15 protein-coding genes are annotated in these 15,274 nt (G+C 69.3%); 9 read left to right on the top strand and 6 right to left on the bottom strand.

Translation table 11 applies throughout. The features are described from left to right. The first annotated feature begins 10 nt into the window (after nucleotides 1-10). Entirely contained in the window at nucleotides 11-2,173 is a 2,163-nt protein-coding gene (locus VN378_RS11060; RefSeq protein ID WP_325743631.1) for a primosomal protein N', read from the top strand. Here the strand turns inward: VN378_RS11060 and VN378_RS11065 are convergent. Beyond that, nucleotides 2,170-2,973 (bottom strand): glutaminyl-peptide cyclotransferase, encoded by an 804-nt coding sequence (locus VN378_RS11065; RefSeq protein ID WP_325743632.1) that lies wholly within the window; start codon nucleotides 2,971-2,973, stop codon nucleotides 2,170-2,172. The genes VN378_RS11060 and VN378_RS11065 overlap by 4 nt on opposite strands. Before the next feature lie 2 nt (nucleotides 2,974-2,975). Next, nucleotides 2,976-3,800, bottom strand: a complete 825-nt coding sequence (locus VN378_RS11070) for a TerC family protein (RefSeq protein WP_325743633.1) — start codon at nucleotides 3,798-3,800, stop codon at nucleotides 2,976-2,978. A 149-nt stretch (nucleotides 3,801-3,949) separates the two neighbouring features. Here VN378_RS11070 and VN378_RS11075 point away from each other — a divergent pair, with 149 nt between their 5' ends. After that, nucleotides 3,950-4,891 (top strand): DUF808 domain-containing protein, encoded by a 942-nt coding sequence (locus VN378_RS11075; protein ID WP_325743634.1) that lies wholly within the window; start codon nucleotides 3,950-3,952, stop codon nucleotides 4,889-4,891. 41 nt (nucleotides 4,892-4,932) lie between these two features. On the opposite strand, the gene VN378_RS11080 is transcribed toward VN378_RS11075, so the two are convergent. Then, complete coding sequence (locus tag VN378_RS11080) at nucleotides 4,933-5,799, bottom strand: endonuclease/exonuclease/phosphatase family protein (protein WP_325743635.1); 867 nt, start codon at nucleotides 5,797-5,799, stop codon at nucleotides 4,933-4,935. Between the two features lie 256 nt (nucleotides 5,800-6,055). On the opposite strand from VN378_RS11080, the gene VN378_RS11085 reads away from it, so the two are divergent. The 7 genes from VN378_RS11085 (at nucleotide 6,056) to VN378_RS11115 (ending at nucleotide 11,936) form a co-directional block, all read left to right on the top strand. After that, entirely contained in the window at nucleotides 6,056-6,610 is a 555-nt protein-coding gene (locus VN378_RS11085; RefSeq protein ID WP_325743636.1) for a F0F1 ATP synthase subunit delta, read from the top strand. 69 nt (nucleotides 6,611-6,679) lie between these two features. Next, complete coding sequence (atpA, locus tag VN378_RS11090; protein WP_325743637.1) at nucleotides 6,680-8,215, top strand: F0F1 ATP synthase subunit alpha; 1,536 nt, start codon at nucleotides 6,680-6,682, stop codon at nucleotides 8,213-8,215. A 32-nt stretch (nucleotides 8,216-8,247) separates the two neighbouring features. Then, nucleotides 8,248-9,126, top strand: coding sequence for a F0F1 ATP synthase subunit gamma (locus VN378_RS11095; protein ID WP_325743638.1), 879 nt, complete (start codon nucleotides 8,248-8,250; stop codon nucleotides 9,124-9,126). 43 nt (nucleotides 9,127-9,169) lie between these two features. Further along, nucleotides 9,170-10,726 (top strand): F0F1 ATP synthase subunit beta, encoded by a 1,557-nt coding sequence (gene atpD / locus VN378_RS11100; protein ID WP_325743639.1) that lies wholly within the window; start codon nucleotides 9,170-9,172, stop codon nucleotides 10,724-10,726. Between the two features lie 3 nt (nucleotides 10,727-10,729). Then, entirely contained in the window at nucleotides 10,730-10,999 is a 270-nt protein-coding gene (locus VN378_RS11105) for an ATP synthase F1 subunit epsilon (protein WP_325743640.1), read from the top strand. 340 nt (nucleotides 11,000-11,339) lie between these two features. After that, nucleotides 11,340-11,660 (top strand): multidrug efflux SMR transporter, encoded by a 321-nt coding sequence (locus VN378_RS11110; RefSeq protein ID WP_325743641.1) that lies wholly within the window; start codon nucleotides 11,340-11,342, stop codon nucleotides 11,658-11,660. Between the two features lie 30 nt (nucleotides 11,661-11,690). Beyond that, entirely contained in the window at nucleotides 11,691-11,936 is a 246-nt protein-coding gene (locus tag VN378_RS11115) for a DUF1272 domain-containing protein (protein WP_325743642.1), read from the top strand. On the opposite strand, the gene VN378_RS11120 is transcribed toward VN378_RS11115, so the two are convergent. The 3 genes from VN378_RS11120 to VN378_RS11130 all read right to left on the bottom strand — a co-directional run bounded on the left by VN378_RS11120 (nucleotide 11,933) and on the right by VN378_RS11130 (nucleotide 15,234). After that, nucleotides 11,933-12,406: an RNA pyrophosphohydrolase gene (locus VN378_RS11120; RefSeq protein WP_325743643.1), complete on the bottom strand. Its 474-nt coding sequence runs from the start codon at nucleotides 12,404-12,406 to the stop codon at nucleotides 11,933-11,935. The genes VN378_RS11115 and VN378_RS11120 overlap by 4 nt on opposite strands. Nucleotides 12,407-12,510: 104 nt before the next feature. Beyond that, nucleotides 12,511-13,710 carry a divergent polysaccharide deacetylase family protein gene (locus VN378_RS11125; RefSeq protein WP_414642241.1) on the bottom strand — a complete coding sequence of 400 codons (1,200 nt, stop codon included), beginning with the start codon at nucleotides 13,708-13,710 and terminating at the stop codon, nucleotides 12,511-12,513. A 108-nt stretch (nucleotides 13,711-13,818) separates the two neighbouring features. After that, nucleotides 13,819-15,234, bottom strand: coding sequence for a S41 family peptidase (locus tag VN378_RS11130; protein WP_325743645.1), 1,416 nt, complete (start codon nucleotides 15,232-15,234; stop codon nucleotides 13,819-13,821). Between the last annotated feature and the right edge of the window lie 40 nt (nucleotides 15,235-15,274).

Consider the following 15,274-nt stretch of genomic DNA (forward strand, 5'->3'; position numbering starts at 1 on the left):
GGGCGGTCCGGTGAAAGTCGCATCCGTCCTTATTCCCCTGCCGGTGCCCGAGGCCTTCGACTACGAGGTTCCGGAGGGGCTGGACGTCGCGCGGGGCGATCAGGTCGCCGTGCCGCTGGGGCCGCGGCTGATGCGGGGCATAGTTTCCGAAGCGCGGGAGACTACCGGATCGAACCGGCGGCTGAAGGCCATCGATCATGTGCTGGACGATCCACGCCTGCCCGAACGCACGATGGATTTCGTGGAGTGGGCGGCGCGCTGGACGCTGAGCGCCCCCGGGGAGATGGCGGCGGCCGCCCTGAAGGGCCTGCGCGCGCCCCGGCCCCGGCCCGAGCGCCGCGTAAGGCGGGTCGGCGACAAGATTCCCGCCCGGCCGACGGCGGCGCGGGCGGCGGTGCTGGAGGCGCTGGGTCCGCGGTCGATGCCGGGGCCCGATCTGGCCCGGGCGGCGAATGTGTCGTCGGGGGTGGTCAAGGGCCTGGTCGACGAGGGGGTGCTGGAAATCATCGAGATCGAGGCGGTCGCGGCCTTCGACGCGCCCGACCCCGACCACGCCCCGGCGACGCTGAATGCCGATCAGGCGGCGGCGGCGCATGAGATGGCCGTGGCCACGGGCAGGGGCGGCTTCGCCCCCTTCCTGCTGGACGGGGTCACGGGCTCGGGCAAGACCGAGGCCTATCTGGAGGCGGCGGCGCGCACGCTGAAGGCCGATCCCTCGGCCCAGATCCTGATCCTGCTGCCCGAGATCGCCCTGACCCAGGCCCTGATCGCCCGCATCGCCGACCGCTTCGGCGCGGCCCCGGCGGAATGGCATTCGGGCGTCGCCCCGCCGCGCCGGCGTCAGGTGTGGGAGGCGGTGGTCGCCGGACGCTGCAACATCGTGGTCGGCGCCCGCTCGGCCCTGTTCCTGCCCTACGCCAACCTGCGGCTGGTGGTGGTGGACGAGGAGCACGACGGCTCGTTCAAACAGGAAGAGGGGCTGGTCTATCACGGCCGGGACCTGGCCGTGGCGCGGGCGCGGATCGAGGGGGCGACGGTGGTGCTGGCCTCGGCCACGCCGTCGCTGGAGACGCTGTGGAACGCGCATCAGGGCCGTTACGGCTGGCTGAAGCTGGCGGCGCGGCACGGGGCCGCGGTCCTGCCCGACATATCCCTGCTGGACCTGCGTCAGAACCCGCCCGATCCCCAGACCTGGCTGTCCCAGCCGCTGCGAGAGGCCATCGGGGAGACCCTTCAGCGCGGCGAGCAGACCCTGCTGTTCCTCAACCGGCGCGGCTATGCGCCCGTGGTGCTGTGCCGGGTCTGCGGCCACCGGCTGACGGCGCCCGACACCGACAGCTGGCTGGTCGAGCACCGCTACACCGGGCGGCTGATCTGCCACCTCACCGGCTTCTCCATGATCCGGCCGAAGCATTGTCCGGCCTGCGGCGCTGAGGATTCCCTGGTCTCGGTCGGTCCCGGCGTGGAGCGGGTCGAGGAGGAGGTGCGCCAGCTGTTCCCGCAGGCGCGGACGGCGGTGTTCAGCAGCGACACGGCGCCCGACGCCAGATCCGCCCGCGCCCTGATCCAGCGCATGGCCGACGGCGAGATCGACATCCTCGTGGCCACCCAGGCCGCGGCCAAGGGCCACAACTTCCCGCATCTGACGCTGGTGGGCGTGGTCGACGCCGACCTCGGCCTGCGCGGCGGCGACCTGCGCGCGGCCGAACGGACCTTCCAGCTCTTGACCCAGGCCACGGGCCGGGCAGGCCGGGCGGACAAGCCGGGGCGGGCCATCCTCCAGACCTGGACGCCCGAGCATCCCGTGTTGATGGCGCTTGCGGCCGGCGACCGCGACGCCTTCGTCGCAGCCGAGATGGCCGAGCGCGAGGCCGCCTCCCTGCCGCCGCACGGCCGGCTGGCGGCCATCGTCCTGTCCAGCGAGAACGCCGCGGCGGTCGAGAAGGTCGCCCGCGACCTGGCCGAGAACATCCCCAACGCCGAACGGCTGGAGGTCTATGGTCCCGCCGACGCGCCCCTGGCGCTGGTGCGCGGGCGGCGGCGCAAGCGGCTGCTCGTTCGCGCGGACCGGGACGTGGATCTGCAGGGCTTCCTGAGGGCGTGGCTGGCGCGGGTGAAGGCGCCGGCCTCGGTGCGGGTGACGATCGACGTCGACCCGTACAGCTTCCTCTAGCGCGGTCCGGTGAGTTTGATCTCGAACAGGGTCGGCCAGTTCTTGCCGGTGACGAACAGCCGGCGGCCCTCCGCGTCCCAGGCGATGCCGTTCAGCACCGCGTCCGTGGGGTCGAGGTTCGACCGGTCCGGCATCAGCCCCGTAAGGTCGATGACGCCCGTCACCACGCCGGTGGCCGGGTTTATGCGGACGATATAGTCGGTCTGCCAGACATTGGCGAAGACCTCGCCCTCGACCCATTCAAGCTCGTTGATCTGGCGCAGCGGCCGGCCCTGGACAGTCACCGGAACCTGACCCGTCTCGGCCATGGTCTGCGGGTCGAAAAAGCGCAGCGCGGCCGTGCCGTCCGACAGGATCAGACGCGTCCCGTCATGGGTCAGGCCCCAGCCCTCGCCCGCGTAGTCGAACTCGCCCTCGGGCTCGAGGGTCACGGGGTCCCAGACGAAACCCTTGCCGCCCTTCCAGGTCAGGGTCACGACGCGGTCGCCGAACACGGTCAGGCCCTCGCCGAACAGGACCGGATCCAGTTCGCGCCGTTGCAGCACCGCCCCGTCCTCCAGCCGCACCCGGCGCACGGTCGACGGAGAACGGCCGGTGCTCTCCAGCAGCTCGCCGTTGCGGAACACCAGTCCCTGGGTGAAGGCGCCGGGGTCATGGGGCCAGGCGCGGACGATCTCGAACCCGTAGACCGGGACCGGCGCCGGCGCGGCAGTCGATACGGGAACGGGTGGGGGCGCCGTCTGCGCCACGGCCGGCAGGGGCGTCAGCAGCGCAGTGAGAAGAAGGACGGCCCCCCGCATGGTCACACTCCCGGTTCGGCCGTCTCGGCCTTGTTCAGCGCCGCCTGCCGGGCCGCGAGGGCGGCCTGCTTCTTCGCCGACGCCGCGCGGCCCATCATGTTCAGCCCCTCGACCAGGGCCGAGAAGGCCATGGCGGCGTAGATATAGCCCTTGGGCACATGGACGCCGAAACCGTCGGCGATCAGCACCATGCCGATCATCAACAGGAAGCCGAGGGCCAGCATGACGATGGTCGGGTTCTTGTCGATGAAGTCCGCCAACGGGTCCGACGCGACCAGCATGGCGATGACGGCGATGACCACGGCCACCATCATGATCGGCACATGGTCGGTCATGCCCACGGCGGTCAGGATGGAGTCGATCGAGAAGACCAGGTCCAGCAGGATGATCTGGCCGATAGCGGCGCCGACGTTGTTGATGACGACCGCGGTCTTGTTCTTCTCCAGCAGGTCGTCGCTGATGCTGGCGTCCACGGCGTGGTGGACCTCGGTCGTCGCCTTCCAGACCAGGAACAGGCCGCCGGCGATCAGGATCAGGTCGCGCCAGCTGAAGGCCGTGTCCCAGCCCGCCCCGGCGAAGCCGAGGTCGAACACCGGGCGGGTCAGGCCGACGATCCAGCCGATCGTGGCCAGCAGGCCCAGCCGCATGACCAGGGCCAGGGCGATGCCGATCCGGCGGGTGCGCTGTCGATGCTCGGGCGGCAGCTTGTTCGAGAGGATCGAGATGAAGATCAGGTTGTCGATCCCCAGCACGACTTCCATGACCACCAGGGTGATCAGGGCGGCCCAGGCGGCGGGATCGGACAGCAGTGCGGCGATTTCGATCATGGATCCGGGATAGGCCAGCGGGGGAGGCCGCGCCAGATTTTTTCGTCCCGGCAAGGCGCGTCAGGGCGCCGCGTTCGATCGGGCCTCTGGACCCGGCTCGCGGGCTCGCCTAGCCAAGGACGAACTGCATTTGTTTCTTCAGGTGAAGCGTGCCCTCAGGTCTTGCCGCCCTTCTCGACGACGTCGCGACCATCGCCAAGATGGCGGCGGCCTCTGTCGATGACGTGTCCGCCGCCGCCGGCCGCGCCGGCGTGAAGGCGGCCGGCGTGGTCGTTGACGACGCCGCGGTGACCCCGGGTTACGCGATGGGCTTTTCGCCCCAGCGCGAGCTGCCCATCATCCGCAAGATCGCCATCGGTTCGCTGAAGAACAAATTCCTGATCCTCCTGCCCGGGGCCCTGCTGATCAGCGCCTTTGCGCCCTGGGCGCTGACGCCGCTTCTGATGGCCGGCGGCGCCTATCTCTGCTTCGAGGCGTCCGAGAAGCTGTGGGAGAAGCTGGCGGGTCACGGAGGCGGCGAGACCCCGCCGGAAGAGCTGGCCCTGTCGTCGGTCGAACAGGAAAAGAAGATGGTGGGTTCGGCGATCCGCACCGACCTGATCCTCTCGGCCGAGATCACCGCCATCGCCCTGGCTGACCTGGCCGAACGCCCGCTGGCGACCCAGGCGGCGGCCCTGGCCGTGGTCGGACTGTTGATCACCGGGGCGGTCTATGGCGCCGTGGCGCTGATCGTGAAGATGGACGATATCGGCCTGCATCTGGCGGAGCGCCGCTCAGCTTCGGCCCGCGCGCTGGGCCGCGCGCTGGTCCACGCCATGCCGATGGTGCTGGGCGGACTGGCGACGATCGGGACCGCGGCGATGCTGTGGGTCGGCGGAGGAATTCTCGTCCACGGTCTGCATGAATACCACCTCGACGCCCTGCCGGGGCTGATCGAGGGTCTGGGGCACGCCGCCGGAGGCGTCCCGCTCGTCGGACCCGTCACCGGATGGCTGGCGACGGCCGCCGCCTCGGCGGTGGTCGGCCTCGTGGTCGGCGGCGTGGTCGTGGCGATCATGCATTTCATTCCACGCAAGCGCGCCGCCCACTGATCGACGGGCGCGGCGCCCGGAGCGGCGCCCGGCCTCGACGCTCAGAACCCCGGGACGACGTCCGCCACGACCGGGAAGTGGTCCGAGATGACCCGGCCGCCGAAGGAATCGGTGGGGACGGCGAAGCGTTCGACGTGGAAGCCCGGGCCGACGAAGATGTGGTCGATGGCCACGCCCTCGTTGTCCCTGGCGATGTCGAAGGCGTTGAAGGTCCCGGCGGGGCCGAAGACGATCGCGCTGGCCGCCCGGGCGTCGCGCAGGCCGGAGGCCACGATCCGCTCATACGGCGCCGTGGCCGGGCCGGTGTTGAAATCGCCCATCAGCACGATGTCGGCGCGCCCGCCGTCGACCTCCACCGGCTCCATGGCGACGATCAGGGCGGCGCATTGCTCGCGGGCGACGACGCCGACGTGGTCGAAATGGGTGTTGCGGACGTCGAGCAGCCGGCCGTCGCGGCGGTCCTTCAGCACCACCCGCGTGACGGTGCGGGGGTAGGCGGCGTCCCAGCCCTTCGACGGGACCGTCGGGGTCGGGGAGCACCACAGGGTCTCGGCCCGCACGCGCTCATAGCGCTCGCGGCGCCAGAACAGGGCCGCGCTCTCGCCGGAGACGCCGTCGTCGCGGCCGAGGCCGTAGTGGTCATGGCCGGGCAGCTGTCCGGCCAGAAAGTCGACCTGGTGCGGCAGCGCCTCCTGCAGGCCCAGCAGGTCCGGGTCGAGGAAGGCGATCTGGTCGGCCATGGGCTGGCGGCGCTCGCTCCACAGCGGATTGTCGGACGGGCCGTCAAAGCGGATGTTGTAGCTCATCACCCGGACCGCGGCCGGATCGTGGACGGCGGCCGTGGCGGCCGGCGCGGCGCAGAGCAGGGCGGCGGCCGTCAGGGTGCAGGCGATGCGGGCGAGGGTCATGGGCCGGGTTCCGGGGCGGACGGGGAGGCCAGTCTTCGCCTCCGGACCCGGCCTCGCCACGTCAATTCGCGTTACGCTGCGGCGGACCGCCTCGGTTGCGGTCGGGGGGTTACGGTGCTATCAGGCGCCCGGCTGAGCCGGAGGGCGCGTTGCAAGACGCGTCCCCCAAGTGCTTTCTCAAAGCATTTCAGACCTTTGACTGGCGCGGAAACGCCGCCGGTCGCCAACCCGAACGCCAACCGCGCGGACATTATAAGTGGCTGACGATTACAGGACGACGGAAGTCGGCGAGCGCTACGCACAGGCGCTGTTCGACCTCGCTGACGAGACGGGCGTCCTCGACGCCGTACGCGCCGATCTGAAGTCGCTGCGCGCCGCGTGGAACGACAGCGCCGACCTGCGCCGACTGGCCACCTCGCCGGTCATGGCGGCGGAGGATCAGCAGAAGGGTCTGGTCGCCATCGCCGATGCGGCGAAGTTCAACGGCGTGACCCGCAACTTCCTCGGCCTGCTGGGCCAGAACGGCCGCTCCGGCGACCTGCCGGCGGTGATGGCGGGCTTCGACCTGCTGTATGCGAGGAAGACCGGCGTGGTCGCCGCCGAGGTGGTTTCCGCCCAGGCCCTGAGCGCCGCGCAGATGAAGGCCATCCAGTCCGCCCTGCGCGCCTCGCTGGGCAAGGATCCGGAAATGACCGCCCGTGTCGATCCGTCGATCCTGGGCGGCCTCAAGGTCAAGGTGGGGTCGAAACTGTTCGACGCTTCGCTGAAGACCAAGCTCGACCAGATGAAATTCGCCCTGAAGCGCGCGTAAGCGCGCTGACCAACAAGAATGCAGCGCGCCCAACCCGCGCGCTGACAAGACGATAACAGAGAGCCTGTCATGGACATCCGCGCCGCCGAAATCTCGGCCATCCTCAAGTCGCAGATCGCCAATTTCGGCGTCGAAGCCGACGTGTCCGACGTCGGCCAGGTGCTGTCGGTCGGCGACGGCATCGCCCGCATCCACGGTCTGGACAACGTCCAGGCCGGCGAGATGATCGAATTCCCCAAGGCCGGCGTGAAGGGCATGGCCCTGAACCTCGAGCGCGACAACGTCGGCGCCGTGATCTTCGGCCAGGACAACCAGATCGCCGAGGGCGACGAGGTCCGCCGTCTGGGCGAGATCGTGGACGTGCCGGTCGGCAAGGGCCTGCTGGGCCGCGTCGTCAACCCGCTGGGCGAGCCGATCGACGGCAAGGGCCCGATCCAGTTCACCGAGCGCCGCCGCGTCGACGTCAAGGCTCCGGGCATCATCCCGCGCAAGTCGGTGCATGAGCCGATGCAGACCGGCCTGAAGGCCATCGACACTCTGATCCCGATCGGCCGCGGCCAGCGCGAACTGATCATCGGGGACCGTCAGGTCGGCAAGACCGCCGTCGCCATCGACACCATCCTGAACCAGAAGAGCACCAACGCCGCCGCCGCGTCGGAAGGCGAGAAGCTGTATTGCATCTACGTCGCCATCGGCCAGAAGCGCTCGACCGTGGCCCAGATCGTCAAGACGCTCGAGGAGCGCGGCGCCCTGGACTACACCATCGTCGTCGCCGCCACGGCGTCCGAGCCGGCCCCGCTGCAGTTCCTGGCCCCGTTCTCGGGCACGGCCATGGGCGAGTTCTTCCGCGACAACGGCATGCACGCCCTGATCGTCTATGACGATCTGTCGAAACAGGCCGTGGCCTATCGCCAGATGTCCCTGCTGCTGCGCCGCCCGCCGGGCCGCGAAGCCTATCCGGGCGACGTCTTCTATCTGCACAGCCGTCTGCTGGAGCGTTCGGCCAAGCTGAACGCCGACTACGGCTCGGGCTCGATGACCGCCCTGCCGCTGATCGAAACCCAGGCCAACGACGTCTCGGCCTACATCCCCACCAATGTGATCTCGATCACCGACGGCCAGATCTTCCTCGAGTCCGACCTGTTCTACCAGGGCATCCGCCCCGCCGTGAACGTCGGCATCTCGGTGTCGCGGGTGGGCTCCTCGGCCCAGACCAAGGCGATGAAGAAGGTCGCCGGCTCGATCAAGGGCGAACTGGCCCAGTACCGGGAAATGGCCGCCTTCGCGAAATTCGGTTCGGACCTCGACGCCTCGACCCAGAAGCTGCTGGCCCGCGGCGCCCGCCTGACCGAGCTGCTGAAGCAGCCGCAGTACAGCCCGCTGACCATGGAAGAGCAGGTCGTCTCGGTCTACGCCGGCACGCGCGGCTATCTGGACGGCATCGCGGTGGGCGACATCGGCCGCTTCGAGAGCGAGCTGCTGGCCCGCATCAAGTCCTCCAACAAGGGCCTGCTGGACGGCATCCGCACGAAGAAAGACCTCACCGCCGAGCTCGAAGCCGAGCTGAAGTCGGTGCTGGACGCCTTCCTCAAGACCTTCGCCTGAGCCCGGCCCGGATAGCGAGAGAGTAGCCCCGGATGGCCAGCCTCAAGGAAATGCGCAATCGGATCGGAAGCGTGAAGTCCACGCAGAAGATCACGAAAGCCCTGAACATGGTCGCCGCGGCCAAGCTGAAGCGCGCCCAGGACCAGGCCGAGAGCGCCCGTCCCTACGCCCGCAAGATGGCCGCCGTGATCGCCAATCTGGCGGCCGGCGTCTCGGGCGACGGCGCGCCGAAGCTGCTGGCCGGCACGGGCCGGGACCAGAAGCACCTGATCGTCGTCGCCACCGGCGACAAGGGTCTGGCCGGCGGGTTCAACACCAACGTCATCCGGGCCGCCCGCGAGCGGATCAAGGCCCTGCTGGCCGAGGGCAAGGACGTGCGGATCATCGCCGTGGGCCGCAAGGTCCGCGACGGCCTGACCCGCCTGTACGGCGACCGGCTGGTGAAGACGTTCGAGATGTCGGATCACAAGGTCATCGGCCTGCCGGCGGCGGAGCCGGTCGCGGCCCTGATCGCCGAGGAGTTCGAGGCCGGCAACGCCGACGTCGTGACCCTGTTCTACAGCCGCTTCCAGTCGGTCATCGCCCAGGTGCCGACGCCGAAACAGCTGATCCCGGCGGTCGTCGACGGGGACGCTCCGCCGATCGATCTGAACGGCGCGACCTACGAATACGAGCCGTCCGAGGAGGAAATCCTCGAGACGCTGCTGCCGCGCAACATCACGACCCAGATCCTGGCCGCCCTGTACGAGAACCAGGCCAGCTTCTTCGGGGCCCAGATGGCCGCCATGGACAACGCCACGCGCAATGCGGGCGACCTGATCAACAGCCTGACCCTGCAGTACAACCGCAAGCGCCAGGCCCAGATCACCACCGAACTGATCGAGATCATCGCCGGCGCCGAAGCGCTCTGATCCGACCCCCGCACAGATACGACCTTCCGAACGGAACGAACCGATGACCGACACCACCGCCAAGAAACCCGCCGCCAGGAAGCCCGCCGCTTCCAAGGCTCCCAAGGCCGCCGCCGCCGCGACCGGCAATGCGACCGTGACCGCCGGCACCGGCGTGGGCAAGATCGCCCAGGTCATCGGCGCCGTCGTCGACGTCGAGTTCACCGGCCAGCTGCCGGCGATCCTGAACGCCCTGGAGACGCAGAACGTCGACCAGAAGACCGGCCAGCCCTTCACCCTGGTGCTGGAAGTCGCCCAGCACCTCGGCGAGAACATGGTCCGCACCATCGCCATGGACACCTCGGAAGGCCTGACGCGCGGCCAGGCCGTGGTCGACACCGGCACCTCGATCCTGGCCCCGGTCGGCCCCGGCACCCTCGGCCGGATCATGAACGTCGTCGGCGCGCCGATCGACGAACAGGGCCCGATCAAGACCACCATGTACCGCCCGATCCACCGCGAGGCTCCGAGCTTCGAGGAGCAGTCGACCTCGTCGGAAATCCTCGTCACCGGCATCAAGGTCATCGACCTGATGTGCCCCTACACCAAGGGCGGCAAGATCGGCCTGTTCGGCGGCGCCGGCGTGGGCAAGACCGTGACCATGCAGGAGCTGATCAACAACATCGCCAAGGCCTATGGCGGTTATTCGGTTCTGGCCGGCGTGGGTGAACGCACCCGCGAGGGCAACGACCTGTATCACGAGATGATCGAGTCCAACGTCAACGTGGACCCGGCCAAGAACGGCGGCTCGACCGAGGGCTCGAAATGCGCTCTCGTCTACGGCCAGATGAACGAGCCTCCCGGCGCCCGCGCCCGCGTCGCCCTGACCGGCCTGGCCCAGGCCGAGTATTTCCGCGACGAAGAGGGCAAGGACGTCCTGCTGTTCGTCGACAACATCTTCCGCTTCACCCAGGCCGGCTCGGAAGTGTCGGCGCTGCTGGGCCGCATCCCCTCGGCCGTGGGCTATCAGCCGACCCTGGCCACCGAGATGGGCAACCTGCAGGAGCGGATCACCTCGACCAAGAAGGGCTCGATCACCTCGGTCCAGGCCATCTACGTGCCCGCCGACGACCTGACCGACCCGGCGCCCGCCGCCTCCTTCGCTCACCTGGACGCGACCACGGTTCTGAACCGCGATATCGCCGCCCAGGCCATCTTCCCGGCTGTGGACCCGCTGGACTCGACCTCGCGGATCATGGACCCGCTGGTCATCGGCGAGGAACACTACCGCGTCGCCCGTTCGGTCCAGGAAGTGCTGCAGCAGTACAAGGCGCTGAAGGACATCATCGCCATCCTCGGCATGGATGAGCTGTCGGAAGAGGACAAGCTGATCGTTTCGCGCGCCCGCAAGATCAGCCGCTTCCTGTCGCAGCCCTTCTTCGTGGCCGAGCAGTTCACCAACTCGCCGGGCAAATTCGTCTCGCTGGAAGACACCATCCGCTCGTTCAAGGGCATCGTCGCCGGCGAATACGACCACCTGCCGGAAGCGGCCTTCTACATGGTCGGCGCCATCGAGGAAGCCGTCGAGAAGGCCCAGAAGCTCGCCGCCGAGGCGGCCTGATCCATGGCGGGCAAGCTCAGCTTTTCGCTGGTGTCGCCTGAGCGCGAGGTCTTCAACGGCCTCGTCGACCAGGTCGATGCGCCGGGCGTCGAGGGCGATTTCGGCGTCCTCGCCGACCACGCCCCCTTCATGACGGCCCTGCGCGAAGGCGTGGTCACCGTCATCGACGGCGGCTCGCGCCGCCAGTTCGAGGTCCACGGCGGCTTCGCCGACGTGACCCCCGCCGGCCTGACCATCCTGGCCGAACAGGCCTCGGAACTGGCCGCGGCGTAAGTCTTGAGGCCCTTGTCATCCCGGACGCGGCGAAGCCGCGATCCGGGACGCGCCGAACCCAAAACAGCTTCCCTCCCGGAAGGCGCAGCGCGCCTGTCCGGGGAGCAGGGATGAAGCGCCCCGTCTCCCGGTTCAGCTCTGCGAGCTGCCCGGGAGTTTTCGTTTCTGAAGCCGGTCCCATCCCCGATAGCCGCTGCGCGGCTTCGGGGATGACAAGGTCAATGCTTGACCCTCGGGACGGACGCCCTAGATAGCCCCTGCAAGACGAGGCCACGTCCTCGCTCCCGTGGTTCGGGATCAAGTCCGGGACGGCCCGGCCCTTTGCAAGGAGGGCGCGCCCATGGCCTGGACCTATCTGATCATTGCAGGCCTGCTCGAGATCGTCTGGGCCTATTCCATGAAACAGTCGGCCGGCTTCACCCGCCTGTGGCCCAGCGTCGTGACCATGATCACCATGGCCGTCAGCTTCGGCCTGCTGTCGATCTCGATGAAGACCCTGCCGCTGGGCACGGCCTATACCGTCTGGACCGGCATCGGGGCGGTCGGCGCCTTCGTGGTCGGCGTCATCTGGCTGAACGAGGGCGTGCATCCGATGCGGGTGGCCGCGGCCGGCCTGATCGTCGCCGGACTGGTGCTGATGCGGCTGGCGCCGTCGCACTGACGGTGTAGCCTCCGCCGGAAGGAGGCTCCCATGCTCGAACTGCGACCCAACTGCGAGTGCTGCGACCGCGACCTGCCGTTCGACAGCGCCGAGGCCCGTATCTGCACCTTCGAATGCACCTTCTGCGCCGCCTGCGTGGACGGGGTGCTGAAGGGGGCCTGCCCCAACTGCGGCGGCGGCTTCGTCGCCCGGCCGATCCGACCGGCGCACCTGATGGCGAAATATCCCGCCTCGACGAAGCGGGTGCTCAAGCCGCAGGGCTGCGCGGCGGCCTAAACCACCAGCGGCGCGAACACCGCCACGACCTGTTCGTAGACCGCGCGCTTGAACGGCACGATCAGGTCCGGCGCGTCGCTGAGCGCGCCCCAGCGCCAGGCGTCGAATTCGATCTCGCCATGCGCTTCCAGATCGATCTCTGACTCGTCGCCGGTGAAGCGGAAGGCGAACCAGCGCTGCTTCTGTCCGGCCCAGCCGCGCGCCTGTTTCGTGCCGCCGTAGCCTTCGGGGAAGTCGTAGATGATCCAGTCCTCCGTCGAGGCGATAAGGTCGGCCGAGACGACGCCCGTCTCCTCGGCCAGCTCGCGACGGGCGGCGGTTTCCAGGTCCTCGCCGTCGTCGACGCCGCCCTGGGGGAACTGCCAGTTATGCGGCCCCCCGGTCCCGGCGCGGCGCCCGTACCAGACGCGGCCGTCCGGATGGAACAGCACGACGCCGACGTTCGGGCGGTAGCGGGAGAGGTCAGTCATGAGGGTCAGGCAGTAGGGAACAGGAACTAGGCTGGTAGGGGGCTTCTAGCAGGTCGTCGCACGACGGCCCTACTGCCTAATTCCTGTTCCCTGCTGCCTGAAACCTATCTTCCCGGCCGCTGCGTCATCGCCGAAGCCGGCGCCAGCTGCAGGCCCCGCGCGTCGAGGTCGGAGGTCCAGCGGGCCACGGCCTCGACCGTGACCGGATAGCTGAAGCCCGCGCCCAGGGCCTGGCCGCGGCCCTTGGCCAGGGCTTCCAGCGCGTTCAGCTGGCCGACGATGGCGGCGGGCGTCTGCTGCTCGTCGATGACGCGGTTGGCGCTGGCGCGGGCCCAGGCGCCCGGCCGCCGGCTCATCGAGCCGTCGTCCAGGAAGGCGACGCCGCGCTGGCGCAGGATGCCGAGGAAGGCGTTCATGCCGGCGTCCGAGTTGGCGAACCGGTCGCCCATATAGTTGGTGACGCCGAAATAGCCCGTGGCCCGGCCCAGCAGCCAGTTCATCTTGGCCGTGATGTCGGCGGGCTGGCCCGAGGCCAGCAGGGTGTAGGGGCCGGGGTCGTTGTCGGGATAGCCGGTGGGCTCCATCGGCATTTCCAGCATCACCTCATGGCCCTGGGCGCGGGCCAGATCGATCCAGGTCTGCAGGCCCTCGGCGTACGGGACGAAGCTGAGGGTGACCTCGGCGGGCAGGCGTTCGATGGCGGCGCGGGTGGTGACGGCGTTCAGGCCGAGGCCGCCGACGATCAGGGCCACGCGCGGCTTGCCGTTCGAATGGAAGGGGCGGGCATAGGCCTGGGCCGGCACGCGGCCATCGGTGGCGATGGTCGGCAGGGGGCCGTTGGGGCCCGGCTGGCTGAGCCCGGCGATGGGGGCCGCCGGCAGCGGCTGGGCGGCGACGCGCGGGGCGGTGACCGGGGCGCCGTTGCCCGAAACCGTGGCGCCGTTCGGCAGGGTGATGACCGCCTCGCCCCCGAGGGCCGGATCGAGGACGCCGCCTTCGGCCGCCAGATCCTGCCACGAACCGTAGGCGCCCATGGAGAAGGCCTCAAGGCCTGTGGGAACGGGGGCGGCCGCGGGGGCTTCGCGCTTCAGCGCCGCGCGGGCCGAAGGGGCTCCGGCGCGGGGATCGCCCAGCACGGTGACGAACAGGGCGGCGGCGCCCAGAAGCATCAGCCCGGCGCCGGCCACGGCGACCGGCGGGTGGCTGAGGAAACGGGTCACGGGTGCGAGATTTTCGCGCATCGACCGGCGAACCGGGGGGATTCCGGCGGTGGCGGCTAGGACGGACTGGCGCTTGGCGAACATGGGCGGGACTGGACGCTTGATGCGGGGGTCCGCGAAGCGGACTCCTTCAAGGCACACAGTGGCGGGCGTCGGTTAAGAAAGCCTAACACGCCGTTAGGCATGGACGCCCTATTGCCGCGGTTCGTTTCCGGGCGTGATGTCCGGGGGCAGGCGCGGCGCGGGCAGCGGGCTTTCAGGCGGTTGCTCGGCGCGGACGACCGGCGCGTCCGTCACCACAACGCCTTCCGGCGCGGCGGCCAGCTGGCCCAGGTTTCCGCCCGCGCGCAGCACGTCGAAGGCTCGCTCCAGCTGGTAGTCCTTGTCCTCGTCATAGGTCTCGCCCGGCGCCTCGCGGGGCGTGTGCGGCCCCTTGCGCTCGGCTCCGATCGACGAGTCCAGGGCGGTAGCGTAGGCGGCCTCGGAATAGATGAAGTTGGAACGCGACACGATCCGCGCCTCGGCCGCCGAGCGCGACACCTCCAGATCCGGTTCGATGCCGATCTTCTGGATCGAGGCGCCGGACGGCGTGTAATAGCGCGCCGTGGTGATCGACAGCGCCCCGTCGGCGCCGTTGCGAAGCGGGATGACGGTCTGGACCGAGCCCTTGCCGAAGCTGGTCAGCCCGACCAGCGTCGCCCGCTCGTGATCCTTCAGCGCGCCGGCCACGATTTCCGAGGCCGAGGCCGATCCATAGTTGATCAGCACCACCAGCGGCAGGCCGCCGATCTGGTCGCCCGGGCGGGCTGCATAGCGCTGGATCTGCTCGGCCTTGCGCCCGCGCTGGCTGACGATCTCGCCGCGCTCGAGGAAGGCGTCGGACACGGCGATGGCCGCATCCAGCAGGCCGCCGCCGTTATTGCGCAGATCCAGCACATAGCCCTTGATCGCGGGGTTCTCGGTCTTCAACCGGGCGATGGTCTCGCTGAGCTCGCGGCCGGTGTTCTCGTTGAAGGTCGAGACGCGCAGATAGCCGAACTCGCCCTCGACCCGGCCGGTCACGGATTCGATCTTGATGACCTCGCGCGTCAGGACGACCTCCCTGGGCTCCTCCCCGTCGCGCAGGAAGGTGACCTTGACCGAGGTGCCGACCGCGCCGCGCAGCTTCTCCGACACCTGGCTGACCGTCAGGCCCGAGGCGTTCTGGCCGTCGATGGACGAAATGACGTCGCCGGCGTTGACGCCCGCGCGCGCCGCCGGTCCGCCGTCCATGGGCGAGATGACCTTCACCATCCCGGCCTCGGACTGGATGGTCAGGCCGACGCCCGAATAGGCGCCCGAGGTGCGCTCCTGCAGATCGCCATAGCCGTCGGGCGGCAGATAGTTGGAGTGGGGATCCAGAGCCGTCATCATGCCCTGCAGCGCCGCCTCGATCAGCTTCTTGTCGTCGACGGGCACGACATAGGCCTGTTCGACGATGCCCAGCACGTCGCCGAACAGCCCCAGCATCCGGAAGGCCTCGTTGCGCGGCGTCTGGCCGACGGCGGTGGCGGCGCCCACGCCGACCATGGTCAGGGCTGCGGCGCCAATCAGAAGCAGTTTACGCATAGGTCTCTTTCAACGGTCGGGCGGCGGCCGCGAGCGCGGC

The organism is Brevundimonas sp., from assembly GCF_035561115.1.
GTDB lineage: Bacteria > Pseudomonadota > Alphaproteobacteria > Caulobacterales > Caulobacteraceae > Brevundimonas.

What these genes read in the sequence shown, in the direction of transcription:
- VN378_RS11080 (WP_325743635.1), bottom strand. Translation starts at nt 5,799, where the DNA reads ATGACCCTCGCCCGCATCGCCTGCACCCTGACGGCCGCCGCCCTGCTC.
- VN378_RS11105 (WP_325743640.1), top strand. Translation starts at nt 10,730, where the DNA reads ATGGCGGGCAAGCTCAGCTTTTCGCTGGTGTCGCCTGAGCGCGAGGTC.
- atpD (WP_325743639.1), top strand. Translation starts at nt 9,170, where the DNA reads ATGACCGACACCACCGCCAAGAAACCCGCCGCCAGGAAGCCCGCCGCT.
- VN378_RS11120 (WP_325743643.1), bottom strand. Translation starts at nt 12,406, where the DNA reads ATGACTGACCTCTCCCGCTACCGCCCGAACGTCGGCGTCGTGCTGTTC.
- VN378_RS11070 (WP_325743633.1), bottom strand. Translation starts at nt 3,800, where the DNA reads ATGATCGAAATCGCCGCACTGCTGTCCGATCCCGCCGCCTGGGCCGCC.
- VN378_RS11095 (WP_325743638.1), top strand. Translation starts at nt 8,248, where the DNA reads ATGGCCAGCCTCAAGGAAATGCGCAATCGGATCGGAAGCGTGAAGTCC.
- atpA (WP_325743637.1), top strand. Translation starts at nt 6,680, where the DNA reads ATGGACATCCGCGCCGCCGAAATCTCGGCCATCCTCAAGTCGCAGATC.
- VN378_RS11130 (WP_325743645.1), bottom strand. Translation starts at nt 15,234, where the DNA reads ATGCGTAAACTGCTTCTGATTGGCGCCGCAGCCCTGACCATGGTCGGC.
- VN378_RS11065 (WP_325743632.1), bottom strand. Translation starts at nt 2,973, where the DNA reads ATGCGGGGGGCCGTCCTTCTTCTCACTGCGCTGCTGACGCCCCTGCCG.
- VN378_RS11115 (WP_325743642.1), top strand. Translation starts at nt 11,691, where the DNA reads ATGCTCGAACTGCGACCCAACTGCGAGTGCTGCGACCGCGACCTGCCG.
- VN378_RS11110 (WP_325743641.1), top strand. Translation starts at nt 11,340, where the DNA reads ATGGCCTGGACCTATCTGATCATTGCAGGCCTGCTCGAGATCGTCTGG.
- VN378_RS11125 (WP_414642241.1), bottom strand. Translation starts at nt 13,710, where the DNA reads ATGTTCGCCAAGCGCCAGTCCGTCCTAGCCGCCACCGCCGGAATCCCC.